We start from the raw sequence: 26,089 nt of genomic DNA, 5'->3' as shown, positions 1-26,089 counted from the left end.
CGGGGAAGCCGGGGTAACCGGCCATGCGGTTCGGACCGGAGGCCGCGGCCCGGCCTGAGAGACCCGGCCGGAGCGGGCCGGAGGCGGACGCGGTCCGCGGGACGGGCCCGCCGCGCGCCTCCGTGCGGAGGCCGTGCGGGGAGCCGCCGGACAGCGCCGCCGTCCGTTCGGCACGGCCTGCCGGGTTCGCGGGGCGGTCGGGGCCGGACCGGCCGGGCCCGTCGGCGTCGCCGACGTCACCGACGTCTCCGGCTTCGCCGATCCCGCCGAACGGAGGGCCGTCCTCGGCGTGCGCCGCGTCGTAGTCGGCCGGTTCCTGGAGGGCGCCGCTGAGCTGCTCGCGCTTGCGCCGGCCCTCCTCGGCCCGCCGCTTCGCACTGCCGGCCTCGGGCAGCCGCAGGGTGAAGGTGGAGCCCTGGCCCTCCGCGCTCCACACCGTGACCTCCCCACCGTGCGAGGCCGCCACGTGCTTCACGATGGCCAGGCCCAGGCCCGTCCCCCCGGTCTGCCGGGAGCGGGCCTGGTCGACCCGGTAGAAGCGCTCGAAGATGCGGTCCTTGTCCCGGTCGGAGATGCCGATGCCCTGGTCGGTGACGGCTATCTCGATCAGGTCCCCGCCCTGCGCCGGGATACGGCGGGTGGCGATGCCCACCCGAGTGCGCGGCGGGGAGTAGTTCACGGCGTTCTCGACGAGGTTGCCCAGCGCCGCCGCGAGCTGGCCCCGATTGCCCCATACCCGCAGTTCGGGGTCGCCCCCGGTGCCCATCGTGATCTGCTTGGCGTCGGCGGCCTGACCGCAGCGGTCGATGGCCTCGTCGACAAGGGTGTCGACCTTCACCGGCTCCGAGTCCTCCAGCAGGTTGTCGTTCTGCACCCGGGAGAGGTCGATCAGCTCCTGCACCAGGTTGGTCAGCCGGGTCGCCTCGTGCTGCATCCGGCCGGCGAACCGCTCTACCGCCTCGGGGTCGTCCGCGGCGTCCAGCACCGCTTCGGAGAGCAGCGACAGCGCACCGACGGGCGTCTTCAGCTCGTGGCTGACGTTCGCCACGAAGTCCCGGCGCACTGCTTCGATCCGGCGGGCCTCCGTGAGGTCCTCGACGAGCAGCAGCACCAGGCGGGAGCCGAGCGGGGCGACCCGGGCGGACACGGCGAGGGCGTCGCCCCGTCCGGTGCCGCGGCGCGGCAGGTCGAGTTCGACCTGCCGTATCTCGCCGTCCCTGCGGGTGTCCCTGGCCATGGCGAGCATCGGTTCGACGGCGAGCCGGCCGCCGCGGACGAGCCCCAGCGCGTACGCTGCGGAACTCGCCTTGACGACCGCGTCCTCCTCGTCGAGCACCACCGCGGAGGAGCGCAGCACGGAGAGCACGGTGTCGACTCCCGGCGGGAGGCCGACGTCGGTGTGCAGGGAGCTCCGGCTGGGGCGGGCCTGTTCCCGCTCGCTCCAGCGGAACGCCAGTACAGCGAAGGCGCCGGTGCACACACCGGCTATCGCTGCCACTGCGGCGAGCGCCGCGTTCACGTCCATGTCCTCAGATTAAGCGGCTCGGTGGACCGCACCCCAGACCGATCGGGTCGGACGCCCGCAGTCGTCCCCCAGAGTTCACCGCCAGGTCGGCAGTGGTTCACTACGAAGGTCGCACATCGCCCAGTAGATTGCATGACAGACATTTCAGCCAGCGGTTCGGCCGAACGGCTGGCGTCGCCCAGAGTTCACCCGGGGGTCGGGGGTGATTCACTTGACATGTCGGCGCCGGACGCATTGCGGCCCGAACGTGGCAGCCCGGGGACACCGGCCCCACACTGGCCGCGCAGATGCCATGCGAGGGAAGGAAACTCATGCGGGACGCGTACCACGAGGAGCTCGACTCGATCAGCGAAAGCCTGGTCGAGATGGCTCGGCTCGTCGGCTCGGCCATCGGCCGCGCCACCACCTCGATGCTGGACGCGGACCTCAATCTCGCCGAGAGCGTCATCGCCAGCGACGAGAAGGTGGACGACCTCCAGCGCGACCTGGAGACCAGGGCGATCCAGTTGCTGGCCCGCCAGCAGCCGGTCGCGACGGACCTGCGGATCGTGGTGACCTCGTTGCGGATGAGCGCCGACCTGGAGCGCTCCGGCGACCTGGCCCAGCACGTGGCCAAGGTGGCCCGGCTGCGGTTCCCGCAGTCCGCGGTGCCGCGGGACCTCCAGGCCACCATTCTGGAGATGGGCCAGCTCGCCCAGCGGCTGATGGCGAAGGCCGCCGAGGTGATCATCACGAAGGACGTCGACCTGGCGCTCCAGCTGGAGCAGGACGACGACAAGATGGACGACCTGCACCGCACGCTCTTCCAGCACCTGATGGACGACCGCTGGAAGCACGGCATCGAGACCGCGGTGGACGTGACCCTGCTGGGCCGCTACTACGAGCGGTTCGCCGACCACGCCGTGTCGGTCGCCCGCCGCGTCGTCTACCTCGTCACCGGCGACTACGCCGACGAGCTCGACCCGGCCGCGGCCGCCCAGGCGCCGACCGAGGCCTGAGCCCCCGGCCCCTGCCGGGGCGGCCCCGAGCGGGCCGCGCCGGCCGGGGCCGCGTGCTCCTCGGCCGGGGCCGCGTGCTCCTCAGGGGGAGGCCCCGCCGCCCAGCCCGGCGTCCCGGGCAACCAGGGCGGCCTGCACCCGGTTGGTGCACTCCAGTTTCGTCAGCAACCGGCTGACGTACGTCTTCACGTCGCCTCGCTCATGTGGAGCCGGCGCCCCGCATCCGCGTTGGAGAGCCCCTCGCCGAGCAGGGCGAGCACCTCCACCTCCCGGGCACTGAGCCGGGCCAGCAGCTCCCTGGCCCGGACGCCGCGTGCGTCGGGACGGTCGGCGAGCGAGGCGACCGCGTGACGGGTGGCGCCCGGCGAGAGGTAGGCGTCGCCGGCGGCCGTGGCACGGACGGCCCTGATCAGCTCGCCGGGCGCCGATTCCTTGAGCAGGAACCCGGCGCCGCCGCTGCGGAACGCGGATGCACCGGCCGGGCTGCGTACGGCAATCGGCTCCGCGTCGTCCCACGCCGGCGGCTCCGCCTGCCGCGCGGGAGGCACCGGGGAGGCGCCGAGGGCCCCTGCCACTGTCTCCGCCGCCGGTACCGCCGCGCGGGGCGCCCCGGGAGACCCGGATGCGGAGGCCCTCACCCCCGGGACGCCCTCCGACGGGGCGGCTGCCCCCTCCGCCGGAGGGGCGTCCCCCGGACTCCCCACCCGTGCGGCAGGAGTCTCCGGTGCCCCCCTCAGCAGGCCCGCCACCTCGCGCAACTCGCGCACGGCCGTGACGGAGGCGTCCCGGAGCACCCCGACCGCCTACCGGTGGCGGCCGGTCAGCTCGGGGTCCACCTGGAGCGCTCCGGTGTGCACCGCGATCGGGGTGAGCTGGTGCCCCAGGCTGTCGTGCACGTCCTGCGCGGTCCGCTGGCGCTCCCGGAGCTGGATCTCCCGGGCGATGATCGTGTTCTCCCTGAGCAGTTGGCGGTGCTGGTTCCTGAGCGCGGCCGGCAGGGTCCTGCGCTGCGAGAGGTAACGGGCCACGAGCCCCGGGACGATCACCAGCGCGCTGAACCACAGCCCGTTCAGGAAGGTCATGGAGACCCACCGGTTCGACCCCGCGGTGGTGCGGACGGTGACCAGCCCGGCCAGCAGGTCCAGTACCAGGGCGACCACGAAGACCCCGGCCGCCCGCCACGCCTGGGGGATGCGGCGGCCGGCCGGCCAGCTCGCGAGCGGCAGCAGTGCGGACACCCCGCCGAGGGCCGGGCCCTGCCGGCCAGCAGCAGCACGGTGGCCGGCAGGGCCCGGCGCAGGCAGGCCCTCACCAGGCAGAGCAGCGCGACCAGGCCGGCGGCGCGCCCTCCTCCCGGCCCGGTGGACAGCCGGTGCACGCCGAAGGCGATCAGGGTGATCGTCGAGAGGAGCAGCACCTCATCGACGATCCGCCGGACCGGCCAGGGAGCGGGTCCGATGAGCCGCTTGCAGGCGGGCCGGACCCTTGCGGTGAGGTTCACGACACCACGGTGGAGAACAGCCGGTACGGCGGCACCCTCCGTTGGTAGTTCCCGCCCGCCACTTTGGTCGCCGCCGGTGGGCCCGGGCCGGACGGCCGTCCACCGAGCGCGGCGGGACCGGCGCACCAGGCGGCGCGGTGCGCGCCCCACCGCGCCGCGGTGGCGTCCCGGAGCCGGCCGGACACGGCCGTGTGCTTCCGTGCGCCGTTGATGCGGGTGGCCCACCGGGGTCGAATGGAGGCGCAATGCACCGATCCGCCTGCCCCGAGGAGCGATGCCATGGCTGACACCCGGAGCTCCACCCCCGCCCCGCGACCCGTCACGGACCGCCCGCCGCTGCCGCTGCTCGGCGCGTGCGGCTGCGGATCCGGTTGTTCCTGCGGCTGCCAGTCCGGCGGGGCCTGCCAGTGCGGCGGCGCCTGCGGCTGACCGCCGCCCCCGACTTCCCGCGGGAGGACGAGCCGGCCTGCGCTCCGGCACCCCCTCCCGCGGGAGGCCGACGCACGGAGGACGGCGCCCCACCCCGACGCGAGGAGGGACAGCGTCGCCTCCCCGAGCGCGCGGGGTCCGGACGTGCGGAGGGCCCGCACCCGGCGGCACAGTCGCAGGCACGGACCCCTCCGAGAGATCGCTACTACTTCTTGCCCTGGTTCTTGACCGCTTCGACGGCGGCCTTGGCCGCCTCGGGATCAAGGTAGGTGCCGCCGGGGTTGAGCGGGCGGAAGGCGCCGTCCAGCTCGTAGGAGAGCGGGATGCCGGTCGGGATGTTCAGCCCGGCGATGTCGGCGTCCGAGACGCCGTCGAGGTGCTTGACCAGCGCGCGGAGGCTGTTGCCGTGCGCGGCGACCAGGACGGTGCGGCCGGTCAGCAGGTCCGGGACGATGCCGTCGTACCAGTACGGCAGCATCCGGGTCACCACGTCCTTGAGGCACTCTGTGCGCGGGCGCAGCTCGGGCGGGATGGTGGCGTAGCGGGCGTCCTCGCTCTGCGACCACTCGGCGCCGTCGGCCAGTTCCGGCGGCGGGGTGTCGAAGGAGCGGCGCCAGAGCATGAACTGCTCCTCGCCGAACTCGGCGAGCGTCTGCGCCTTGTCCTTGCCCTGGAGGGCGCCGTAGTGCCGCTCGTTCAGCCGCCAGGAGCGGTGGACGGGAATCCAGTGCCGGTCGGCGGACTCCAGCGCGAGGTTCGCGGTGCGGATGGCCCGCTTCTGGAACGAGGTGTGCACGACGTCGGGCAGGAGACCGGCGTCCTTGAGCAGCTCCCCGCCGCGGACCGCCTCCTTCTCGCCCTTGTCGGTCAGGTCCACGTCCACCCAACCGGTGAACAGGTTTTTGGCGTTCCACTCGCTCTCGCCGTGGCGGAGGAGGATCAGCTTGTACGGTGCGTCGGCCATGGGAGCCAGCCTAATGGGTGCCCCGCGACCGGGTGGGGACGAGCCCGGGAGCGGGCGGTGACGGGCGGGTGCGGCCGGACGGGACGGGCCGGAGCACCGCCGTTCCCGGAGCGGGAGCGCCTGCTCCGGGAACGGCGGCCGGACCGCGTGCGTCGGCTACGGGGCCAGCTGGCACGGGAGCGAGCAGCGCCGGAGCGTCGGGGCCCCGGTTCGGACGGCTGCGGGGACGGCCGCATCGGGCGGCGCGGGGAAGTCGGTCAGCGGCAGGGCGAGACCGGCAGTGCAGGTACGGCGGCCGCATTCGCAGGCGAGCGTGAGCACGGAGCGTCGGGGGCGCCCGTCGACCAGGGGCGGGCGTGGAAGGCGCGGCGACAGCGCGGTTGGCCTCCCGCAGCAGTGCCGCACGCTCCCCGGGAGAGCGGCGCGAGGGCCCGCGGCCAGTTCCGGGCGAACATCCGCTCCACGGCAGCCAGGACCTCCGCCGGCACGGTGCTCCCGTCGACGCGCAGGGTGCGGGCGCCCGTCTCGGTCATCTCGGCGGTGATCTCGCGGAGCAGCAGGCGGTAGAGCCGGGCCACTCCGGGGGCACAGCCCCCGACCCTCCAGGCCGGTCTCCTGGAAGTCGGCGGAGGGCAGTAGCCACACCGCGTGCCGTGCCCGGTCGCCGAGTGCCTTCGGGGTAACGGGCGCCCCCTCCGCCACGACCAGCGGCGCGGGCGGGAGGGCGCGGATGTCGTCAACGACCATCGGGCCGCGCTCGGTGTGCAGCGACATCGCCAGCAGGTCCGGGCCGGGGGCGGACCAGCGGGCGTCCGGCGGCAGGTCCTCCCAGCGGTGCGCGGCCGGGTTCCCCGAGGCGAGGGCCGGGTCGCGGTGGGCCCGGGTACCGGTGTCGCTGCTGCAGCGGCGCAGTCCGTGCCGGTGGGCGAGCAGCGCGGCCACGGTGGTCTTGCCGGCGCCGGGCGGGCCACCGATCCACACCACAGGGGCGCTCACGCGTGTCCCTCCCCCGCACCGGCACCACCGGATGCGCGGCAGCGCGGACCGCGGGCAGGGGGCGCGGGGCGGCCGGGCATCGGGGCCTCTCGCCGGGAAAAGTTCTCGGCTCTGTTGAACGCCTCTGCACCGTACGGCGTATGGGAGGGCACACGGAGTCGCGTCTCCCCTGCACGGAAGGCTCTGCGCCCGCCGGCGCGTGGGCCTTCTCCCGGACCGATCCAGAGGGAATCCATGAAACAGAAGACTCACAGGCGTGTCGGTCTGTTCAACAGAACCACCGCCGCAGCGGCAGCACTGCTCCTGGCGGGCGGTGGCCTCGTCGCCGTCAACGTCTACGCGAGCGCCGGCACGTCCTCGGACCGCGGCGGTTCACAGGAGCCCCAGGTCGAGCAGCCGACGGTGTCGACGATCGCCTGCCCCGAAGTGTCGGACGGACTCCCGGAGGTGCCGGACGACGCCCGCGGCGAGGTGGACCGCAACCTCGCGGCGCTCGACGACCAGGTGGCCGAGGCCTACAAGCGGTTGCGGGCCTCCGGCCAAGCCACCGCGGGCGACCGGAATTTCGTGGACAACGCGATCCTCGGGCCGCTGCGGGACAAGCGCAACGCGACCATCGAGCGGATTGCGATCGCCATCGGCCGTTCGGCGGAGAAGCCGCAGAACCTCGGCGGCATGGCGGATTGCTCGGTGAAGGACGACGTTCCGCCGCCGGGGGACGACGGCAGCGGCCAGGACGATCCGGGCCAGGACCCCGGGGAGGACCAGGGCGCGGACCAGGGCCAGGGAGACGGTGCCGATCAGGGCCAGGGCGAAGGCGGCGGTGACGGTGACGGTGACAACGATGGTGATGGCGCGGGTCAGCCTGCTGGTCCGGCGCCTGAGGACTTCGTCGACATCACGACCGTCGAGCCCAACGTGTCAGAGCCGCGGAACCGGAGCGGCGCGTCCACCGGCACGTTCACGACCGAGTGCGGCAAGAACGAGAACGGCAACTTCAACTCGGACAACGTGATCGTCGCGCCGGGCGTGAGCAACGGCGCCCACCACGTGCACGACTACGTGGGCAACCAGAACAACACCGGCTTCTCCAGCGACGAGGACCTGGCCGCCGCCGAGACCTCCTGCGAGAACCCCGAGGACCAGTCCTCCTACTTCTGGCCCGTGCTGCGGCTCCAGAACGGTCAGGACGGCCAGGACGCGAACGAGCCCGGCGGCGGCCTCGACGGGAACATCGGCCAGATCCAGCAGCCCGCGACGGTGACGCTCTCTTTCGAGGGCAATCCGCGCGGCAAGGTGACCGCGATGCCGCGGCTGCTGCGCATCATCACCGGGGACGCCAAGGCGTTCACCAACGGCACCGACAACGCCAACGCCTCGTGGAGCTGCACCGGCTTCGAGGACCGGCAGTTGACGGACAAGTACCCGCTCTGCCCGGAGGGCAGCCAGGTGGTCCGCACCTTCAACTTCCAGAGCTGCTGGGACGGCCGGAACACCGACAGCGCCAACCACCGGACACACGTCGCCTTCGCCGACGAGGACGGTTCCTGCGGCAACGGCTTCCGCGCCATCCCCCAGATGGTGCAGCGGGTCACGTACGACCTGCCGCAGGGTGAGGTGTTCGCCGTCGACTCCTTCCCGGAGCAGTTGCACAAGCCGGTCACCGACCACGGCGACTTCATCAACGTCATGTCGGAGAGCCTGATGGACCAGGCCGTCAAGTGCATCAACCGCGGCAAGGACTGCCGGGCCTGACCCCTGACCCGCTCCGACCGGGAGGTCGATCCATGCGTCCCCTCCGCCGTCCGCCACGCCCCGTGCCCGACTCCACGCTGCCCGCCCTGGCACTGCCGGCCGCCGCGCTGCTGGTCGCCGCGCTGCTGACGGCGGGGTGCGTCACGGTGGAGCGCAGCGACTCCGCCGCCGAGCGGAAGCCGTCGGCGGGCAGCGGCGGCCCGCCGACCGCCACCGGCAGTCTGGAGCAGCTCGCTGACAGGTCCGACTGCGACCTGCACGTGGAGATCGAGGCCGACGAGCTGCGGCGCGGCATCTGCGGCACGGGCGGAGAGCGCTACGTGCTGGCCACCTTCTCCACCAGTGAGGGCCAGCGGCTGTGGCTGGAGGAGGCGAAACCCTACGGCGGCACCTATCTCGTCGGCACGCGGTGGGTCGCCGTGGGCGAGCCGGAGGTACTCGGCTCGCTGCGAGGACAGCTCGGAGGGGAGGTGGAAGAGGGCGACTCGCACACCGGCGGCGCCGGGTCCCACTCGGAGTCCCACGCCGACGGCGGCTCCGGCGGTGGTCCGGACGACGGCGCCGATGGCGAGGAGCACCACGATCACGGGAACTGATCGCACGCGGGGCCCGGACCGCCTTCGAAGTTGACCAACAGCGTCCGCCTTCCTCGGGGCCCCGCGTCCCCGGGACGCGGGGCCCCGACCGGGCGGTCTCCCCGCCGTCCGGAGGGCCCGTCCCCTCGGGCACCCGGTCACCGCCGCACGGTGACCGGCACGCACTCGCTGTACCCCGCTCACATCGGCAGGCGGGGTGCAGCGGCATGTTCGGACGTGCGCACCCCCGGGCCGGCGGCGGGGGACTACCTCTCGAACGAGATCGCCTACCGGGCCACCTGCTGCAGGACCGGACCGGGCTGGACGCTCCCGGCGGCCACCTGCACACGCCGGTGCGGCCGTTCGCGGCGGACAACGCCGAACCGGCCACCGGCGCACTGACCGACCCGGTGCTCCTCCGTGCCCGCGCCGACATCACCCCGCAGGTCCGCCGGGTGCTCGCCCCGGTGGTCGGCACCCTCGGACGCTGAGCCCGCAGCCCGCCCGGTCGCGTCCGGGGAGGGCACGGCGGGCTGACGCCGGGCGGTACCGCCCGGCGTCAGCCCGAGGCGGCGGTGATCAGCGCGTGCAGCCGGTCGGCGGCCGTCCGGCCGAACGCCGGGTCGTTGAGGTCGGTGTCCAGTTCCACGATCTCGACCTGACTGCCGTCGAGGCCCTCCCGCAGGGCGGTGACGAGCACCGCGTCGAGCTCCGGGTCGTGGTACGGGCCGCCAGGGGCTCCCAGAGTGGACAGGCCGCGCAGCGGCACCAGCACACTGGTGGGCCCGGTCGCGGCCCACAGTTTGGCGGCGACCCGGCGGCCCAGTTCGGCACTCTCGGCGGCGGTGGTGCGGATGACGGTGATCGAGGGGTTGTGCACCCGGACGTGGCGGTCGGCGAACCGTGCGGGCAGGGTGCCGGACGGGCCGAACTTGACCATGTCGAGCGCGCCGAGCCCGACCACCTGCGGTATCCCGGCGGCGCCCGCCGCGGTGAGCCGGTCGGGGCCCGCGGTGAGGATGCCGCCGACCAGGTCGTCGGCCAGTTCGCTGAGGGTCAGGTCGAGCACTCCGGCGAACGCCCCCTCCCCGGCGAGTGCCTCCAGGGAGCGTCCGCCCGGGCCGGAGGCGTGGAAGACCAGTACCTCGTAGCCGAGTTCGGTCAGACGTCCGCGGGCGGCGTCCACGCCAGGGGTGGTGACCCCGGCCATCGAGGCAGCCACCAGCGGACGCTCCGGCCCCGCGCCGCGACCGGTGCCGGTCGGACTGCTGCCGTGCGCGCTGGCGGTCTCGTGGTGCGCGGCCATCGCGGCGATCGCCTCGACGGCGTTCGCGAGGATCGGGGCGGAGATCCGGTTGATCCCGGCGATGTCGACCACGCTGTACATCAGCGTCAGGTCGCTCGACCCGACGTACGGCGAGACGTCGCCGGCCGCCATCGAGGAGACCATCAGCTTGGGCACCCCCAGCGGGAGCTCCCGCATCGCGCGGGTGGCGATCGAGGTCCCGCCGCTTCCGCCGAGGGCGAGCACCCCGTGCAGCCGTCCGTCCCGGTGCAGGTCGCGCACCACGGCGGCAGCACCGGCGGCCATCGCGGTGACCGCCGTGCCGCGGTCGCCCGCAGCCCGGAGCGCGGCGAGGTCCTCGCCCGCCGCCCGCGCCACCGCCTCCCGCGGCACCTCGGCCGGGAGCCGCGGTGCACCCGCGACCCCGGCGTCGACCACCAGGACCTCGGCGCCGCGCGCCTCCAACCGCTCGCGCAGCCAGCCGTACTCCTCGCCCTTGGTATCGAGCGTCCCCACCAACACGATCGTCGCCATGCCACGAATCTGGCCGCGGACGCGTCTGGCGGCAAGACCGCCTCGCGGACGCACGGAAGAGAGCGGTCCTCCCGGTCAGCCGCCGGTGAGGTGGGTGAAGGCCGCCAGGTTCCGGGTGGACTCGCCGCGGGAGGTGCGCCAGGCGTGCTCGCGGCGGATGGCGGTCGCGAAGCCCATCTCCAGCAGCGTGTTGAACGAGCCGTCGGCCTGTTCCAGCACCGAGCCCAGCAGCCGGTCCACCTCGGCCTCGGTGACCGCCGCGAGCGGCAGCCGGCCGACGAGGTAGATGTCCCCGAGCCGGTCGATCGCGTAACCCACTCCGTAGAGGCGGGTGTTGTGCTCCAGCAGCCAGCGGTGCACGGCAGCGTGGTTCTCGTCCGGGCAGCGGACCACGAAGGCGTTGATGGACAGCGAGTGGTTGCCGACGACCAGGGAGCAGGTCGTGGACAGCTTCTTCGTCCCCGGCAGGGTCACCACGAAGGTGCCCTCGGCCGGCGACTCCCACTCCAGCTCGGCGTCAACGAGCGTCCGCTCGATGACGGTCGCCGGGGCGGACCGGTCGTCCTGCACGTCAGACATGCACCGATCGTAGGCGCCCGGGCATCGCGGCGAGCGCCTCGCCGTAGACCCGGGTCGTACTGCGGGCGGCGGCGTCCCAGCCGAAGCTCTGGGCGTGCCGGGCGGCGGCCGCCCCCATCCGGGTGCCGAGGTCCGGGTTCGCGGCGAACCGGCCGAGCACCTCGGCGTACGCCGCGGGCTCGTGGCCGGGGACGAGGAAGCCGCTGCTCCCGTCCCGCACCGCAACCGGCAGCCCGCCGACGGAGGCGGCTACCACTGGTGTGCCGCAGGCCTGTGCCTCGATGGCGACCAGGCCGAACGACTCGCTGTAGGAGGGCATCACCAGCACGCTGGCGGCCCGGTACCAGTCGGCGAGGGCCTGCTGGTCGACGGGCGGCCGGAAGCACACCACGTCCGCGATGCCCAGTTTGGCAGCGAGCTTCTGGAGGCCCTCCGGCCTGGCCATGCCGGAGCCGCTGGGGCCGCCGACCACCGGGACGACGAGCCGTTCCCGCAACCGGGGCTGCGCGTCGAGCAGCAGCCGCACGGCGTGCAGCAGGATGTCGGGGGCCTTGAGCGGCTGTATACGGCCGGCGAAGAGGGGTATCAGCGCGTCGGCGGGCAGCCCGAGCCGGGCCCGCGCCGCGGCACGGCCGTCCGCCGGGCGGAAGGTGTCCAGGTTGACGCCGGGGTGGACGACCGCGGTGCGCTGCGGGTCCGCGTCGTAGTGCCGGACCAGCTGGTCCGCCTCCTCGGCGGTGTTGGCCACCAGCCGGTCGGCGGCCCGGACGATCTGCGTCTCGCCGATCACCCGCGCGGGCGGTTCGGGCGTGTCGCCCGTGGCGAGTGCGGCGTTCTTGACCTTCGCCATGGTGTGCATGGCGTGCACCAGCGGGACGCCCCAGCGCTGGGCCGCGAGCCAGCCGACGTGGCCGGAGAGCCAGTAGTGCGAGTGGACCAGGTCGTAGTACCCAGGCCGATGGCCGGCCCAGGCCTGCATCACCCCGTGAGTGAAGGCGCACAGCTGGGCGGGCAGGTCCTCCTTGGCGAGACCCTCGTACGGGCCCGCGTCCACGTGCCGCACCAGCACGCCGGGGGCCAGTTCGGCCCGCGGGGCGAGGGCACCGGTGGTCGCGCGGGTGAAGATCTCCACCTCGGTGCCCAGCTCGGCGAGCTGCCTGGCCAGCTCCACGATGTAGACGTTCATCCCGCCCGCGTCCCCGGTGCCGGGTTGGTGGAGCGGCGAGGTGTGCACGCTGAGCATCGCCACGCGGCGCGGTGCACGCGCAGGAAGACCGAGCCGGCGGCCCAGCCGCGTCGCATACGAGCCCACCGGGCTGCCTCCTTCACCGTGGTCCGCTCTCCACCACGGTCGTTGGTCGCGGTGCCTTCTCGGTGCGGGTAACAACGATCTGGTTGCTCCCTCTTCCCACTTTGCCGAACTGTTATCCGATCGGCGTCCCGGGCCCCGGGAGGACCGCGACCGTACGCCCCGAACGTTCCCGGGCACCTGGCGTACCCTGCCGTGCATGCCCGTCCGTCCCCGCCCCCGTCCCGAAGGCGCAGCCACCCGCGGCACCACCCACCCCAACCGGTTGCGCCGGATGGACCGGTGGATCGCGGCGGCCCACGCAGTCGCCCTGCGCCGGGCGGACGCCCCGCCGGTCGCGGTGGACCTCGGCTACGGCGCCGCGCCCTGGACGGCGGTGGAGCTGCTGGGTCAGCTGCGCCGGGTGCGGTCGGACGCCGAGGTGGTGGGGGTGGAGATCGACGCGGAGCGGGTGGCAGCCGCGCTGGGCCAGGTCCGTCCCGGACTGACCTTCGTCCGGGGCGGTTTCGAGGTGCCGCTGCCGGGCGAGATGCTGCTGATCCGGGCGGCGAACGTACTGCGGCAGTACCCGGAGGACGAGGTTCCGACTGTCTGGGCCCGGCTGTGCGGCCGACTGGCCCCGGAGGGCCTCCTGGTGGAGGGCACCTGCGACGAGATCGGCCGTCGGCACGTCTGGGTGGCCCTGGGCCCCGAGGGGCCGCGCACCGTCACCTTCGCCACCCGGATCGGCTCGCTGGGCCGCCCCTCCGACCTGGCCGAGCGCCTGCCCAAGGCGCTCATCCACCGCAACGTGCCCGGCGAGCCGGTGCACGCCTTCCTACGGGACTTCGACCGCGCCTGGGCGGCGGCGGCCCCCTACGCCGGGCTCGGGGCCCGGCAGCGCTGGCTGCGCACGGTGCACGACCTGCGTGCGGACTGGCCGGTGACCGGGGGGCCCGGCCACTGGCGCCAGGGCGAGGTGACGGTGCGCTGGCCCGCCCTGGCCCCGCGCGGCTGAGTGCTCCGCCCGGACGGACGGAAGAGGCCCCGGACCCGTCCCGCCCCCGGACCCGGAGTCCGGGGGCGGGACGGGTCCGGGGCCGGCCGGGGGACGCTCAGGCCGTGAGTCGGCGCTGCTCGCCGCTGCTGCTGATCTGGATGCGTCGCGGCTTGGCCGTCTCCGCGACCGGGACGCGCAGGGTCAGCACACCCGAGTCGTACTCGGCGGCGATCCGGTCGACGTCCAGGGTGTCGCCGAGGAAGAGCTGACGGCTGAACCGGCCGGTCGGCCGTTCCGCGGCGATCCGCTCGGCATTCTCGGGGCCGGAGCGCACCCGCTCGGCCTGGATGGTCAGGACGTTGCGCTCGACGTCGAGGTCGATGGAGTCGGGATCGATGCCCGGCAGGTCGAGGTGGACCACGAAGGTGTCGCCGGCGCGGTACGCGTCCATCGGCATGGCCACCGGGCGGGACGCGGTGCCGAGCATCTGCTGGGCGAGCCGGTCGAAGTCACGGAACGGGTCGGTGCGCATGAGCATCACGGGTCATCTCCTTCACTCGAAACCGGGGCTGTGACGCCTCACAGCTCTTGTATACACCGAAGCCAGGAAAGTTGACAAGCCTCCACTCAACCCAGGGAACGAAGCAGCTCAGCGCCCTCGCGGCAGCATGACGGCAGCCGGAACCGCGGCCCGGCGAGCGGTCAGCGGCGAGCGGTCAGCGGGCAGCGGTCAGCGGTCAGCGGGCAGCGGGCAGCGGGCAGCGGGCAGCGGGCAGCGGTCAGCGGGCAGCGGTCAGCGGTCAGCGGGCAGCGAGAGTGGCCAGGGCGGCGTCGACGAGCGGGCGGTCCCGGACCTGGGTGAGACGTCGGCGCGCCTCCCCGGGGGCCAGCCAGAGCAAGCGGTCCACCTCGTCGTTGGCCAGGAACGCGCCGCCGAGTACCTCCGCAGCCCAGTAGTGGACCCGCTTGGGACGGCCGTGGGCCAGGTAGTCCGCGGTCGGCAGCGCGGCACCGAGCGCGCACCGGAAGCCGGTCTCCTCCGCCACCTCGCGCAGCGCGGCCGCCTCCGGGGTCTCGCCGGACTTGAGCTTGCCCTTCGGGTGCGACCAGTCGTCGTACCTGGGCCGGTGCACCAGGGCGAACTCGACACCGCCGGAGGCGTGCCGGCGCCACAGCACGCAGCCCGCCGCACGGACCGGAGGCGCCTGCGCGCCGGCCCCCTCCGCCGTCCGCCGTCCGCCGTTCCTCTCGCTCAACCGCGTGACCTCTCCTCCGGTACCGCCAGGTGCCAGCTCCGGCAGAACGCGAGCCGGGCCGACTGCACCGCGTGCCGCTGGTCGGCGTGCAGCACCCCGAGTGCGTAGGCGGTGGCCGGTGCGATGCGCGGGGTGGTCCCGGCGGTGGCCGCCGCTTCCGCAGCGTCCGCAGCGTCACGGTACCGGGTGAGGTGGCGGCCCGCCGTGGCGAGGGCGGCCTGCGGCTCGCCCAGCACCTCGTGGGCGTAGCGGACCAGCCGCAACAGCCCGCGCAGTTCACGCCAGGCCGCGTCCTGGCGGTCGTCGGCGCCGGTCAGCGCCTGGTCGAGCGCGCCACGCCCGAGCGGCATCTCGTCCACGGCCTCGTCGAGCCGACGGCGCGCCTCCTCCAGCGGCGGGAGCAGCAGGGTCCGGGCGGGACGGTCGGCCGCAGCCGGGTCGATCGGCGCCTCGGAGGCGAGGACAGCCACACCGTCGGCGACGGCATGGAACCGGGCGGAGCCGAGCGCCTGGAGTGCGGCGGAGTGGGCCCGGGTACGGGAGAGGGTGAGCCGGCGCTCCAGCAGCGCCCCGGCGCGGGCGGCGCCGACGCCCGGGCTGCCGGCCGGGCTGCCGCCGCGGCTTCCGGACGTCCCCCCGCAGGAGGTGCCCGCCTCCGGCGCGGCGAGCGGTCCGGAGGCGGGGACGGCAAGGCGGTGCAGCGCGCCCAGCAGCCGGTCGAGCCGTGCGGCGCAGGCGTACTCCCGGGCGAGGACGCCGGAAAGCCAGCCGAGTTCGGTGCCGAGGTGGTCCGCCCAGTCGCCGTCCAGCAGCGACCGGTAGGTGTGCAGGGCGCCGCTGATCCGGCGGGCGGCGCGGCGGAGCCGGCGTACCGCCTCCGCGGCCTCGGCCGCCGTCTCGGCGCTGCCGGAGGTCTCGGCGTGCACCCGCAGGCTGCGCAGCAGTTCGGCGGCCTGCTGGTGCAGGTGGTCGCCGAGCACCGCCCCGGCCGAGCGGCCGGCCGGCGGGGGCCGGTCGTCTCCCCGTGCGGAGGGCACCGGGCCGCCTGGGGCGGTGGCGCCGCGGGCCGGGCCGCCGCGGACGGGCGCGCCCGGGGCCGACGGCGTGCCAGGCGGGGGGTGCGGGGGCCGGGAGCGGCCCGCGGGGAGTTCGGCGGAGGTCGCCGTCAGATCAGGTTTGGGGACCACGTCGGCGTCTCCGGGCGTCGATCTGCATTTCCTGGACGTTCCGCAGCGGGCGGCCCTCCGCGTCGTGGGCGTGCCGGGTCCAGTCCCCGTCGGGGCCGAGGTGCCAGGACGCCGTGGTGTCGGACACGCCGGTCTCCAGCAGCCGGCTGAGGGAGGTGCGGTGGGACGGGTCGACGACGCGGACGAGCGCCTCGATCCGGCGGTCGAGGTTGCGGTGCATGAGGTCGGCGCTGCCGATCCACACCTCCGGATCGCCGCCGCCCCCGAAGGCGAAGACCCGCGAGTGCTCCAGAAACCTCCCCAGGACGCTGCGGACCCGGACGTTGTCGCTGAGCCCCGGCACCTGCGGGCGCACCGCGCAGATGCCGCGCACCCACACGTCGACCGGCACGCCGGCCTGCGACGCCCGGTAGAGGGCGTCGACGACGGCCTCGTCGACGATCGAGTTCACCTTGATCCGGACGTACGCCGGGTGCCCGGCCCGCAGGTGGGTGGCCTCCTTGTTGATCCGGGTCACCAGCCCGTCCCGCAGTGAGCGCGGCGCGACGAGCAGCCGGCGGTAGGACTCCCGCCGGGAGTAGCCGGACAGCCGGTTGAACAGGTCCGACAGGTCGGCCCCGACCTGAGGGTCCGCGGTGAGCAGGCCGAAGTCCTCGTACAGCCGGGCCGTCTTCGGGTGGTAGTTGCCGGTGCCGACGTGGGCGTACCGGCGCAGTTGCTCGCCCTCCTGGCGCACCACCAGCGAAAGCTTGCAGTGGGTCTTGAGCCCGACCAGGCCGTAGACGACGTGGCAGCCGGACTCCTCCAGCTTCCGGGCCCACTTGATGTTGGCCTGCTCGTCGAACCTGGCCTTGATCTCGACCAGGACGAGCACCTGCTTGCCGGACTCGGCGGCGTCTATGAGCGCGTCCACGATCGGCGAGTCGCCGGAGGTCCGGTAGAGAGTCTGTTTGATCGCCAGCACCTCGGGGTCGGCGGCAGCCTGCTCCAGGAACGCCTGCACGGAGGTGGAGAACGAGTCGTAGGGGTGGTGCAGCAGGACGTCGCGCTCCCGCAGCGCGGCGAAGATGTCCGGCGCGGAGGCGGACTCGACCTCGGCGAGGTCGCGGTGGGTGCCGGCGATGAACTTCGGGTACTTCAGCTCGGGCCGGTCCATCGTCGCGACGATCCCGGAGAGCCCGCTGAGGTCGAGCGGCCCGGGCAGTGGGTAGACCTCCGCGTCGGAGACCTTCAGCTCGCGGACGAGCAGGTCGAGCACGTACGGGTCGATGCTCTCCTCGACCTCCAGCCGCACCGGCGGGCCGAAGCGGCGCCGCATGAGCTCCTTCTCCAGCGCCTGGAGAAGGTTCTCCGCGTCGTCCTCCTCCACTTCCAGGTCCTCGTTGCGGGTGACCCGGAACATGTGGTGGCCCAGCACCTCCATGCCGGGGAACAGCTCCTCCAGGTGGGCCGCGATCACGTCCTCCAGCGGGACGTACCGCTGCGGCGAGGCCTCCAGGAAGCGGGAGAGCAGCGGCGGCACCTTCACCCGGGCGAAGTGGTGGTGGCCGCTCACCGGGTTCCGCACGACCACCGCGAGGTTCAGCGACAGCCCGGAGATGTACGGGAAGGGGTGGGCCGGGTCCACGGCCAGCGGGGTCAGCACCGGGTAGATCTGGTGCCGGAACAGGGTGAAGAGCCGGGCCTGCTCCTTGTCCGTGAGGTCGATCCAGCGGATCAGGTGGATGCCCTCGTCACCGAGCGTGGGCGAGACGTCCTGCTGGTAGCAGGCGGCGTGCCGGGCCATCAGCTCCCGGGAGCGGTTCCAGATCAGGTCCAGCACCTCGCGGGGCTGGAGGCCCGAGGCCGAGCGGGTGGCCACTCCGGTGGCTATCCGGCGCTTGAGCCCGGCGACCCTGACCATGAAGAACTCGTCCAGGTTGCTGGCGAAGATCGCCAGGAAGTTGGCGCGCTCCAGCAGTGGGGTGGCCGGGTCCTCGGCCAGCTCCAGCACCCGCTCGTTGAAGGCGAGCCAACTGCGCTCGCGGTCCAGGAAGCGCCCCTGGGGGAGGTCGTCGGCCTCGCCCTCGTAGGAGTCCGGGTCGGCGTCCAGGTCCGGGTCCAGGCCGTCCACCGGGACGGTGACCGAGTACGGCCGGGACGCGGCGATCGAGCCCACCGACGGCTGCTCGGCCTGGGAGGGCTCGGTGGGCACGGCGGACGGCGGGGGATGCGCTGACTGGCTCATCCCCCCATTCTTCCGCGACGGGCGCGGGCGGGGCCTGCCGGCGGCCGCCCCCGCCGGGCCGGTGCGCCGGTCCCCGGTGGGCGCTGCGGCGTCCGCCGGGGCGCCCGCGGGCCCGGTGGACGCGGACGTCCCGGAGCCGGGCGGGAGGCCACCGGAGGCCAGGTGGAGCCTGCGGTTCGGGCCGACTGGCTGCATTCCGTGATGTTCGCAACCGAGTCTGAATCAACGGTTACACCGACATGGCCGGGAGGGTATCCGCCGCCCTCACCCGTATGGACGGGCCGGCCAGGCCGCCGCGCCATCCGCCGCGTTCAGCCCTCGGTGCGGTACATCAGGTCGACCTCGTGGACGCGGAATCCGAGCCGCTCGTAGACGGAGACGGCCGGGCCGTTGTCGGCGTCGACGTAGAGCATCCCGGTCGAGAGCCCGCGGTCCTCGGCGAGGTGGCGCAGTCCGGCCACGGTCAGCGCCTTGCCCAGGCCGCCGCCCTGCGCGCCCGGCACCACCCCGACGACGTAGACCTCGCCGAGCCCCTCGGCGCTGTGCACCTTCGTCCAGTGGAAGCCCAGGATCGGGCCGCCCGGGGCCCCGGCGGCAGCATCGCCCCCCGGCCCGTCGCCAGCGCCGGGCGCCTCCCCCGCGCCGGGCTCTCCGGCGGGGACGGCCAGCAGGAAGCCCCGGGGGTCGAACCAGGGCTCCGCCATCCGGGCGTCCAGGTCGCGACGGGTGAGCGCGCCCTGCTCGGGGTGGTGGGCGAAAGCGGCGGCGTTGGCGGCCAGCCAGTGCTCCTCGTCCCGCCCCGGCCGGAACGCCCGCAGCTCCACACCCGGCGGCAGTACCGGCTGCGGCAGCGCGTCGGCGTCCAGCGGCGCCCGCATCTGGCGCAGTTCTCGGAAGAGGGTCATGCCCAGGGTCTGCGCGAGGTGCCGGGCGGCGGCGTGGCCGCCGTGCGCCCAGACGCGCATCCGGCGGCCCGAGGCATCGAGCAGGGCCCGGCCGAGTGCCCGGCCGTAGCCGTTGCCGCGGTGACCGGGGTGCACGACGAACTCGGCGGCGGGAGCCTCCACGGGGTCGGCGTCCTCCAGCTGGCCGTACCCGACCAGAGCACCGCCGGACCGCACGAGGAAGTGGGTCACGCCGGCGCGCCGACCACCGCGCAGGTGCAGCCTGCCCTGCTCGGACACCGCCGCCTGGCCGTCCTGGCCTGCCGCATGCTCGATGAGCGCGGAGACCTCCCCGGCCACCGGCTCGGACACCTGCTCCACCATCGCCACGTCGCTCATGGCCCCGAGCCTACGTTCAACCTGCCGGAAACCCTTTGGTTACCCGCGGAGTCCTGACACGCTACGCGCGTTGACCCTAGGCTGCCTTCTGCTCCACCACACGCCTGAACACTGGCAACTCACGGCTCCCATAAGGGGACAGACATGCCCACTCCTCCGGCTCGTCCAGGTCGACGACGGAACGGCAGGCTGCTGACCGCCGCCACCGCCGGCCTGGTGGCGGCGGCCGCTCTCAGCGTCGCCGCCGTACCGAGCGCCCAGGCCGCACCCGAGCAGTCGCCCGCGGCGGCGCGGGGCGGCGACGACGGCAAGCACGGCGGACCCGACGACCGTGACGAGCACGGCCCGACCACGGACCTGCAGGTCCTGGCCGTCAACGACTTCCACGGCGCGCTGGAGCCGCCGTCGGGTTCGGGCGGCCGGGTGACGCACGAGCACCACGACGGCAGCACCCAGGAGATCGACGCCGGCGGGGTGGAGTACCTGGCCACCGCGCTGCGGCAGGCCCGCCGGGGCGAGTCGCGGTCCGTCACCGTCGCCGCGGGCGACATGGTCGGCGCGAGCCCGATGCTCTCCGGACTCTTCCGCGACGAGCCGGCCATTGAGGCCCTGAACAAGCTGAAGATGGACGTGGTGGGCGTCGGCAATCACGAGTTCGACCTGGGCGCCGAGGAGTTGCTGCGCAAGCAGAACGGCGGCTGCCACCCGGTCGACGGCTGCTACGACGAATCGCGCACCTTCGAGGGCGCCGACTTCCCCTTCCTGGCCGCCAACGTGGTGGACGAGGACACCCGCGAGCCGCTGCTCGACCCCTACACGATCAAGAAGATCAAGGACGTCGAGGTCGGCTTCATCGGCGTGACGCTCCAGGGCACCAAGGACGTCGTCACCCCGGCGGGCATCGAGGGCCTGGAGTTCCTGGACGAGGCGGAGACCCTCGACAAGTACACCGCGCAGCTGAAGCGCAAGGGCGTCAACGCGGTGGTGGCCCTGATCCACGAGGGCGGCTACCCGTCCTCACCGGCGTACAACCACGCCTGCGAGTCCGGCAGCGACGGGCTCTCCGGCCCGGTGGTGGACATCGCCGAGCGGACTGATGCGGGCGTGGACGCCCTGGTGACCGGGCACACCCACGAGGCGTACGTGTGCAGCATCCCGGACCCGGAGGGCAACGAGCGGCTGGTCACCTCGGCGGCCTCCAACGGCCGGCTGTTCACCGAGCTGAACATGTCCTACGACCGGCGCACCAAGGACATCGTCCGCACCTCGGTCGAGGGCACCAACCAGGTGGTCCACCGCGAGCACCCCAAGGCCCGCGACCTCTCCCGGCTGCTGGGCTTCTGGAACACGCTGGCCGGTCCGGTCGCACAGCAGCCGATCGGCTGGATCAGCGAGGACATCACCGCGGACCGCAACATCCCCGAGTCCCCGCTCGGCGACCTGATCGCGGATGCCCAACTCGCCCACGGCAGGAGCCTGGACGAGTCGGTGGAGCTGGCGATGATGAACCCGGGCGGCATCCGCACCGACCTGACGTACGCGGCCTCGGGCAGCGAGGGTGACGGCGTGGTGACCTACGAGGAGGGCTACTCCGTGCAGCCTTTCTCCAACACCGTCAACCTCGCGGACCTCACGGGCGCCCAACTGCTGGAAATCCTGCGGCAGCAGGTCAGCGGAGTGAACGAGGAGACCCCGCGCGTCCTCCAGGTCTCGGAGGGCTTCACCTACATCCTGGACCGGACCCGCAGCGGCGCGGACCGTGTCGTGGCGGACTCGGTCCGGCTCAACGGTGAGTCGCTGGAGGCCGACCGGACCTACCGGGTCGCGATGAACTCCTTCCTGGCCTCCGGCGGGGACGGCTTCACCACCTTCGCCGAGGGCACCGACCCCTACGTCGGCGGCGTCGACCGCGACGCCCTGGAGGAGTACCTCACGTCCACCACCTCGGCGGACGACCCGCTGAGCGCCCCGGCCGCGGACCGCATCACCGTGCTCGGCTGAACAGCCGCCCCGCACCGCCCGGTCCGGGCGGTGCGGGGCCCGGCGGCCCGCCCGGTGTCGCCCGCGGGCCCGGGCGCGGCGGGTGTCAGGCATAGGCGCGGCCGACCCGCAGCGTCTCCGCCCACCAGGCGAGCTGCCCGAGCATCGCCCCGACCGCCACCACCCCGCGGCCGGGTCCCTGGGCCGCCCCTCCGCGTCGAAGGCGTCACCCGCACCGGCCAAGCCCAGGGCGTCGCGCACCGTCACCGCGTGCAGTTCGGGGAAGACCTGCCGCAGCTGCTCGGCGGCCCGGATGCCGCCGCTCCTGCCACCGTAGGAGACCAGCGCGACGGCCTTGGTCGCCCACTCCTCGCGGAACCGGTCGATCGCGTTCTTCAGCGCGGCGGGGAAGCTGTGGTTGTACTCCGGGGTGACGACCACCACCGCGTCCGCCGCGTCCAGCCGCCGCGCGACCTCCTTCTCGTTGCGCACGGTCTCCGCGTCCCCGGTGGCGCCCCAGCCGGGCATCACCAGCGGCAGCGGGAACTCGGCGAGGTCGATCCGGTCGACCTCGAATCGGCCGGCCACCTCCGCCCGACGGCTGCTCCAGTGGGCCACGGTCGGGCCGACCCGGACCTCGCGGACGCTGCCGGTCAGGACGACGAGACGCAAGGAGGCTTCGGACATGGCTGACTCCTGTGTGATCGTGGCCCCGCAACCGGGCCGGTCGCCCCAAGCGCCATAAGTGAACCTTTATTCAAGTCAAGCGGTGTCCCTCCGCGCGTCTCGTCCTCCACGGCGCGCCGGGGGGCCTCCGCCGGACCGGGACCGAGCCCGACTTCGACCATGGGTGAACGACGGCCGGGACATCCCCTACCGTGACGGGCATGACGCCTCGCACCACGCCGGTCTCCTGGAAGACCGCGGAGCTCACCGTCGGGCAACTCGCCGAACGCAGTGGGGTGAGCACCTCGGCGCTGCGCTTCTACGAGCGGCACGGCCTGATCCACAGCCGCCGCACCACCGGCAACCAGCGCCGCTACACCCGCGACATGCTGCGACGGGTCGCGTTCATCCGCGCCTCGCAGCGGGTCGGCATCTCGCTGGAACAGATCCACGCGGTGATGGAGCTGCTCCCGGACAACCGCACCCCCAACCGGGAGGACTGGGCCCGGGTGTCGGAGTGCTGGCGTTCCGAACTCAACGCGCGCATCACCCAGTTGCAGGAGCTGCGGGACGACCTGAGCGACTGCATCGGCTGCGGCTGCCTCTCCCTCGACCGCTGCGGGCTGGCCAACCCCAAGGACGCCGCCGCCGCCCAGGGCCCGGGACCACGCAGGCTGAGCAACCTCTGATCGTCGGGCGCTGGCAGCGCGGCGGGGTCCTCAGGACGGACCGCGCGGCGCTACGGCGGCAGATCCGGCGGCGGCCCGGCGGCACCCGGCAGCCGCAGCGCCGCCTCGGTGCCGCCGCCCTCGGCGGCCCGCAGCTCCACCCGGCCCCCGGCACGGGCGACCGTGCGTGCCACGATGGACAGCCCCAGGCCGGAGCCGGGCAGGCCGCGTGCGGAAGGAGCGCGCCAGAAGCGGTCGAACACCTTGGGCAGCTCCTCCGCCGCGATGCCGGGCCCGTGGTCGCGCACCCGGAGCACGCCGCCGACCAGCTCCACCTCGACCCTGCCTCCCGGCCGGCTGAACTTCACCGCGTTGTCGAGCAGGTTCACCACCGCCCTCTCCAGCGCGGCGGGTTCGGAACGGACGAACCAGGGCGCCAGCTCCGCCGCCACCTCGATCCCGGACGCCCGCAGCCGGACGCGCTGCACCGCCCGGTCGGCGGCCTCGTGCAGTCCGACGACCTCCAGCGGTCCGCCGCCGGGGGCCGACTCGGGCCGCGACAGCTCCTGGAGGTCGCCGATCAGCGCGGCCAGTTCGGCCATCTGGGAGCGTACCGAGGCGAGCAGCGAGGCCCGGTCCTCCTCCGGCAGCGCCCGCCCGCTCTGCTCGCTGCGGACCAGCAGGTCGATGTTTGTCCGCAGCGAGGTCAGCGGGGTGCGCAGCTCGTGCCCGGCGTCCGCGATGAGCTGCTGCTGGAGGTCGCGGGAGGCGGCCAGCGCCCGGGTCATGGCGTTGAACGAGCGGGACAGCCGGGCGATCTCGTCGTCCCCGTCGGCGGGGATGCGGACGGTGAGGTCCTCCGTCCTGGCGATGTGTTCCACCGCTTCGGCCAACCGGTCCACGGGGCGCAGCCCGGCCCGGGCCAGCGCCACTCCGGCCGCCGACGCGCCGAACACCCCGGCAGTCGCGACCAGGCCCAGCACCAGGGCGAGGGAGTCCAGCGAGTCGTCGACCTCGGCCATCGGCCGGGCGACGGTCACCGCCACCCCGTTGGGCCGCAGCGGCTCCGTCAGCACCCGGTACATGCTGCCGTCGGCCGCGCGGACGTTGTGCAGGGCCTCCTCGGACGTCCCCTCGGCGACGGCGGTGTCCTCCGGCTGCACGTCGAGCGGCTGCTGGCCGAAGATGATGCAGCTGCTGCCGTTGCGGTCGACGATCTGGACGGTGGAGTCGAACGGGTTGGCGACCGCCTCCCGCTCCTCCGGCGACACGGCGACGCAGCGGCCGGCGCTGATCTGCTCCAGCACGAGGCCGGGCTGCACCCTGCTGCGGCGCAGCGCGTCGTCCAGCGAGTCGATCAACTGGCCTCGGACCACCAGCCAGGCCACGACGGCGCAGACGGCCACCGCGACGGCGACAGCGGTGGCCGTCAGCAGCGCGAGCCGGGACCGCAGCGGGAGCCGCGCCGACCGCGCCGCGACCCGGGCCCGCAGGCTCCGGGCGGCTTCCGTCACGGCTCCTCCCGCAGTACGTAGCCGACGCCCCGCACCGTCCGGACGAGCCTCGGCTCCCCGCCCGCCTCGGTCTTCCGGCGCAGGTACATCACGTAGACGTCCAGGGAGTTGGACGACGGCTCGAAGTCGAACCCCCAGACCGCGAGCAGGATCTGCTCCCGGGTGAGCACCTGGCGGGGGTGGGCCAGCAGCAGCTCCAGCAGGGTGAACTCGGTGCGCGTCAGGTCCACCCGCCGGCCTCCTCGCGTCACCTCGCGGGTGACCGGGTCCATCCGCAGATCGGCGAAGGCCAGCACCCGGGCCTCCTCGTCGTCCTCCGCGTCCTCGTGACGCGCGTAGGAGCTGCGGCGCAGCAGGGCCCGGACCCGGGCCAGCAGCTCGTCCAGGTCGAAGGGCTTGACGAGGTAGTCGTCGGCCCCCGCGTCCAGCCCGGTGACGCGGTCGCCGACGGTGTCCCGGGCGGTGAGCATGAGGATCGGGAGGGTGACGCCCTGCGCGCGCAGCCGCCGGGCGACCGTCAGCCCGTCCATCCGCGGCATCTGGATGTCGAGCACGATCAGCTCCGGCGGCCGCGCGGCGGCCCGGGCCAGCGCGTCCACTCCGTCGACGGCCTCCTCGGTCTCGTACCCCTCGAACCGGAGGCTGCGGCTCAGCGCGTCGCGCACCGCGGGTTCGTCGTCGACGATCAGCACACTCATGGGGGCGAGTGTGCCACCGGTGTCCGGGGCCGGCTCAGTTTCCGGTGCGCAGGTCATCCAGGAGCTGCTTCACGTCGTCGATCGGGATGGCGAACCCGAGTCCGATGCTGCCCGCCTCCGTCTGGCTCTGGCCCGCGCTGTACATCGCGGAGTTGATACCGACCACCTCGCCGTCCATGTTCAGCAGCGCGCCACCGGAGTTGCCGGGGTTGAGCGAGGCGTCGGTCTGGAGCGCCCGGTAGGTGGTGGTCTCCGAGCCGACCTCGCCGTTGTACTGACCGCCGCCGAACTCGAACGGCCAGTCCCCGCCCTGGCTCCGCTGCCCTTTCTGCCCCTGGTCCTGCTCCTCGCGGACCGTCACGTCGCGGTCCTTGGCGGAGACGATGCCGCTGGTGACGGATCCGGTGAGGCCCTCGGGTGAGCCGATGGCAACCACTCCGTCGCCGACCCGGACGGCGTCGGAGTCGCCCAGGGCCGCCGGTTCGAGGCCGTCGACCCCGTCCACGTCGAGCAGGGCGATGTCCAGGTCCGCCTCGGTGCCGACGACCTCCGCGGTCGCCGTGGTGCCGTCGCTGAAGACGACCTCCACTCGGTCGGCGCCGGAGACCACGTGGTTGTTGGTGAGGATCTCGCCGTCGTCCGAGATCACCACGCCGGATCCGGTGGAGTTGCCGGTGCTGATCTCCACCACGCTCGGCCCGACGGTCTCGGCCACCGCGGCGACGGTGCCGCCGGTGCTGATATTGGTGCCGTTCGCCGCCACGGCGGAGCCGCCCGTGTCCTCACCACCGAAAGTCGAGCCGACCAGCGCACCGGCCCCGCCGCCCACCGCGCCGGCCGCGAGGGCCACCGCCGCCAGCAGGGCCACCGGGCCCCCCGCCCGGCGCCGCCGCCCGTGCCCGGGGGGCTCCGGGCCGGCGTACGGACCTGCGGGGGCGGCCGACGTGCCGGCACCGGACGGGTCGGTCGGCCGGCCGTCGTGCGGGCCGGGCGCAGGAGGGAAGGCGGGCGGTGGGGTGGAGCCGGTGCCGGGGAGGGGCTGCCGGCCGTCCGGGCCGGGCCGGTGGCCGGGCCGCCGGCCGGGCCGGGGTGGGTGTCCGTTGCCGTCGCTGTAGTCGCTCATGCCACGACTGTCGGACGGGCGGATGAGAGGAAGCTGAGCGGCGGCTGAAAGGCACGCC

At 73.9% G+C, this 26,089-nt stretch carries 21 protein-coding genes and 3 pseudogenes; 7 read left to right on the top strand and 17 right to left on the bottom strand.

Annotated elements, in window-relative coordinates:
• Positions 1-328: 328 nt before the first annotated feature.
• Positions 329-1,525 (bottom strand): annotated as a pseudogene (gene phoR / locus H300_RS29025) (two-component system sensor histidine kinase PhoR); the annotation flags it as partial.
• Between the two features lie 311 nt (positions 1,526-1,836).
• Between phoR and phoU the strand changes: the two are divergent.
• The gene (gene phoU, locus H300_RS0124095; protein WP_028429439.1) at positions 1,837-2,523 is read left to right on the top strand and encodes a phosphate signaling complex protein PhoU; all 687 of its coding nucleotides are present in this window, start codon (positions 1,837-1,839) and stop codon (positions 2,521-2,523) included.
• Positions 2,524-2,604: 81 nt separating this feature from the next.
• On the opposite strand, the pseudogene H300_RS29020 reads toward phoU, so the two are convergent.
• The 4 genes and pseudogenes from H300_RS29020 to H300_RS31700 all read right to left on the bottom strand — a co-directional run.
• Positions 2,605-2,990 (bottom strand): annotated as a pseudogene (locus tag H300_RS29020) (response regulator transcription factor); the annotation flags it as partial.
• Between the two features lie 336 nt (positions 2,991-3,326).
• Entirely contained in the window at positions 3,327-3,761 is a 435-nt protein-coding gene (locus H300_RS29015; protein WP_028429438.1) for a histidine kinase, read from the bottom strand.
• An 897-nt stretch (positions 3,762-4,658) separates the two neighbouring features.
• Positions 4,659-5,417 (bottom strand): phosphoglyceromutase, encoded by a 759-nt coding sequence (locus H300_RS0124075; RefSeq protein ID WP_028429436.1) that lies wholly within the window; start codon positions 5,415-5,417, stop codon positions 4,659-4,661.
• A gap of 156 nt (positions 5,418-5,573) precedes the next feature.
• A complete protein-coding gene (locus H300_RS31700) occupies positions 5,574-6,413 on the bottom strand; it encodes a hypothetical protein (protein WP_158678441.1) in 840 nt (279 codons plus the stop codon).
• Between the two features lie 234 nt (positions 6,414-6,647).
• Between H300_RS31700 and H300_RS0124065 the strand changes: the two genes are divergently transcribed.
• The 3 genes from H300_RS0124065 (at position 6,648) to H300_RS32010 (ending at position 9,234) form a co-directional block, all read left to right on the top strand.
• Complete coding sequence (locus H300_RS0124065; RefSeq protein ID WP_051270397.1) at positions 6,648-8,168, top strand: DUF1996 domain-containing protein; 1,521 nt, start codon at positions 6,648-6,650, stop codon at positions 8,166-8,168.
• A 62-nt stretch (positions 8,169-8,230) separates the two neighbouring features.
• Positions 8,231-8,764, top strand: coding sequence for a hypothetical protein (locus H300_RS0124060; RefSeq protein WP_078516266.1), 534 nt, complete (start codon positions 8,231-8,233; stop codon positions 8,762-8,764).
• A gap of 206 nt (positions 8,765-8,970) precedes the next feature.
• Positions 8,971-9,234, top strand: coding sequence for a hypothetical protein (locus tag H300_RS32010; RefSeq protein WP_028429432.1), 264 nt, complete (start codon positions 8,971-8,973; stop codon positions 9,232-9,234).
• Between the two features lie 68 nt (positions 9,235-9,302).
• Here the strand turns inward: H300_RS32010 and H300_RS0124050 are convergent, their stop codons facing one another.
• The 3 genes from H300_RS0124050 to mshA all read right to left on the bottom strand — a co-directional run bounded on the left by H300_RS0124050 (position 9,303) and on the right by mshA (position 12,453).
• Positions 9,303-10,562 carry a Tm-1-like ATP-binding domain-containing protein gene (locus tag H300_RS0124050; RefSeq protein WP_028429431.1) on the bottom strand — a complete coding sequence of 420 codons (1,260 nt, stop codon included), beginning with the start codon at positions 10,560-10,562 and terminating at the stop codon, positions 9,303-9,305.
• Positions 10,563-10,637: 75 nt separating this feature from the next.
• Positions 10,638-11,141 (bottom strand): type III secretion system chaperone family protein, encoded by a 504-nt coding sequence (locus H300_RS0124045; RefSeq protein ID WP_028429430.1) that lies wholly within the window; start codon positions 11,139-11,141, stop codon positions 10,638-10,640.
• Positions 11,134-12,453 carry a D-inositol-3-phosphate glycosyltransferase gene (gene mshA, locus H300_RS0124040; protein WP_028429429.1) on the bottom strand — a complete coding sequence of 440 codons (1,320 nt, stop codon included), beginning with the start codon at positions 12,451-12,453 and terminating at the stop codon, positions 11,134-11,136. Before mshA ends, H300_RS0124045 begins: the two co-directional genes overlap by 8 nt.
• Positions 12,454-12,649: 196 nt before the next feature.
• Here mshA and H300_RS0124035 point away from each other — a divergent pair, with 196 nt between their 5' ends.
• Entirely contained in the window at positions 12,650-13,447 is a 798-nt protein-coding gene (locus H300_RS0124035) for a methylase (RefSeq protein ID WP_028429428.1), read from the top strand.
• Between the two features lie 97 nt (positions 13,448-13,544).
• On the opposite strand, the gene H300_RS0124030 is transcribed toward H300_RS0124035, so the two are convergent.
• The 5 genes from H300_RS0124030 to mshD all read right to left on the bottom strand — a co-directional run bounded on the left by H300_RS0124030 (position 13,545) and on the right by mshD (position 19,382).
• Positions 13,545-13,967, bottom strand: coding sequence for an Hsp20/alpha crystallin family protein (locus H300_RS0124030; RefSeq protein WP_028429427.1), 423 nt, complete (start codon positions 13,965-13,967; stop codon positions 13,545-13,547).
• A 262-nt stretch (positions 13,968-14,229) separates the two neighbouring features.
• Positions 14,230-14,685 carry an NUDIX hydrolase gene (locus H300_RS0124025; RefSeq protein ID WP_051270394.1) on the bottom strand — a complete coding sequence of 152 codons (456 nt, stop codon included), beginning with the start codon at positions 14,683-14,685 and terminating at the stop codon, positions 14,230-14,232.
• Positions 14,682-15,722 carry a CHAD domain-containing protein gene (locus H300_RS29010; protein WP_486584027.1) on the bottom strand — a complete coding sequence of 347 codons (1,041 nt, stop codon included), beginning with the start codon at positions 15,720-15,722 and terminating at the stop codon, positions 14,682-14,684. Before H300_RS29010 ends, H300_RS0124025 begins: the two co-directional genes overlap by 4 nt.
• A 133-nt stretch (positions 15,723-15,855) precedes the next feature.
• Entirely contained in the window at positions 15,856-18,099 is a 2,244-nt protein-coding gene (locus H300_RS0124015; protein WP_051270390.1) for an RNA degradosome polyphosphate kinase, read from the bottom strand.
• A gap of 311 nt (positions 18,100-18,410) precedes the next feature.
• Complete coding sequence (mshD, locus tag H300_RS0124010) at positions 18,411-19,382, bottom strand: mycothiol synthase (RefSeq protein WP_028429424.1); 972 nt, start codon at positions 19,380-19,382, stop codon at positions 18,411-18,413.
• A 144-nt stretch (positions 19,383-19,526) separates the two neighbouring features.
• Here mshD and H300_RS0124005 point away from each other — a divergent pair, with 144 nt between their 5' ends.
• Complete coding sequence (locus tag H300_RS0124005; protein WP_028429423.1) at positions 19,527-21,383, top strand: bifunctional metallophosphatase/5'-nucleotidase; 1,857 nt, start codon at positions 19,527-19,529, stop codon at positions 21,381-21,383.
• A gap of 279 nt (positions 21,384-21,662) precedes the next feature.
• Here the strand turns inward: H300_RS0124005 and H300_RS30805 are convergent.
• Positions 21,663-22,049: pseudogene (locus H300_RS30805) on the bottom strand (NADPH-dependent FMN reductase); the annotation flags it as partial.
• Positions 22,050-22,249: 200 nt separating this feature from the next.
• On the opposite strand from H300_RS30805, the gene soxR reads away from it, so the two are divergent.
• A complete protein-coding gene (gene soxR, locus H300_RS0123995; protein WP_037981769.1) occupies positions 22,250-22,717 on the top strand; it encodes a redox-sensitive transcriptional activator SoxR in 468 nt (155 codons plus the stop codon).
• 50 nt (positions 22,718-22,767) lie between these two features.
• On the opposite strand, the gene H300_RS0123990 is transcribed toward soxR, so the two are convergent.
• The 3 genes from H300_RS0123990 to H300_RS0123980 are packed head-to-tail and all read right to left on the bottom strand — an operon-like array spanning position 22,768 to position 26,031.
• Positions 22,768-24,210 (bottom strand): sensor histidine kinase, encoded by a 1,443-nt coding sequence (locus H300_RS0123990; protein ID WP_486584026.1) that lies wholly within the window; start codon positions 24,208-24,210, stop codon positions 22,768-22,770.
• Positions 24,207-24,908 (bottom strand): response regulator transcription factor, encoded by a 702-nt coding sequence (locus H300_RS0123985; RefSeq protein ID WP_028429419.1) that lies wholly within the window; start codon positions 24,906-24,908, stop codon positions 24,207-24,209. Before H300_RS0123985 ends, H300_RS0123990 begins: the two co-directional genes overlap by 4 nt.
• 34 nt (positions 24,909-24,942) lie before the next feature.
• Positions 24,943-26,031: a trypsin-like peptidase domain-containing protein gene (locus H300_RS0123980; RefSeq protein ID WP_028429418.1), complete on the bottom strand. Its 1,089-nt coding sequence runs from the start codon at positions 26,029-26,031 to the stop codon at positions 24,943-24,945.
• Between the last annotated feature and the right edge of the window lie 58 nt (positions 26,032-26,089).

The sequence above is a fragment of the Streptomyces sp. TAA040 genome (assembly GCF_000424845.1).
This window is presented reverse-complemented; position numbering and strand designations above follow the sequence as displayed.

What these genes read in the sequence shown, in the direction of transcription:
- phoU (WP_028429439.1), top strand. Translation starts at nt 1,837, where the DNA reads ATGCGGGACGCGTACCACGAGGAGCTCGACTCGATCAGCGAAAGCCTG.
- H300_RS0124075 (WP_028429436.1), bottom strand. Translation starts at nt 5,417, where the DNA reads ATGGCCGACGCACCGTACAAGCTGATCCTCCTCCGCCACGGCGAGAGC.
- H300_RS0124065 (WP_051270397.1), top strand. Translation starts at nt 6,648, where the DNA reads ATGAAACAGAAGACTCACAGGCGTGTCGGTCTGTTCAACAGAACCACC.
- H300_RS32010 (WP_028429432.1), top strand. Translation starts at nt 8,971, where the DNA reads ATGTTCGGACGTGCGCACCCCCGGGCCGGCGGCGGGGGACTACCTCTC.
- H300_RS0124050 (WP_028429431.1), bottom strand. Translation starts at nt 10,562, where the DNA reads ATGGCGACGATCGTGTTGGTGGGGACGCTCGATACCAAGGGCGAGGAG.
- H300_RS0124045 (WP_028429430.1), bottom strand. Translation starts at nt 11,141, where the DNA reads ATGTCTGACGTGCAGGACGACCGGTCCGCCCCGGCGACCGTCATCGAG.
- H300_RS0124035 (WP_028429428.1), top strand. Translation starts at nt 12,650, where the DNA reads ATGCCCGTCCGTCCCCGCCCCCGTCCCGAAGGCGCAGCCACCCGCGGC.
- H300_RS0124030 (WP_028429427.1), bottom strand. Translation starts at nt 13,967, where the DNA reads ATGCTCATGCGCACCGACCCGTTCCGTGACTTCGACCGGCTCGCCCAG.
- H300_RS0124015 (WP_051270390.1), bottom strand. Translation starts at nt 18,099, where the DNA reads ATGAGCCAGTCAGCGCATCCCCCGCCGTCCGCCGTGCCCACCGAGCCC.
- mshD (WP_028429424.1), bottom strand. Translation starts at nt 19,382, where the DNA reads ATGAGCGACGTGGCGATGGTGGAGCAGGTGTCCGAGCCGGTGGCCGGG.
- H300_RS0124005 (WP_028429423.1), top strand. Translation starts at nt 19,527, where the DNA reads ATGCCCACTCCTCCGGCTCGTCCAGGTCGACGACGGAACGGCAGGCTG.
- soxR (WP_037981769.1), top strand. Translation starts at nt 22,250, where the DNA reads ATGACGCCTCGCACCACGCCGGTCTCCTGGAAGACCGCGGAGCTCACC.
- H300_RS0123985 (WP_028429419.1), bottom strand. Translation starts at nt 24,908, where the DNA reads ATGAGTGTGCTGATCGTCGACGACGAACCCGCGGTGCGCGACGCGCTG.
- H300_RS0123980 (WP_028429418.1), bottom strand. Translation starts at nt 26,031, where the DNA reads ATGAGCGACTACAGCGACGGCAACGGACACCCACCCCGGCCCGGCCGG.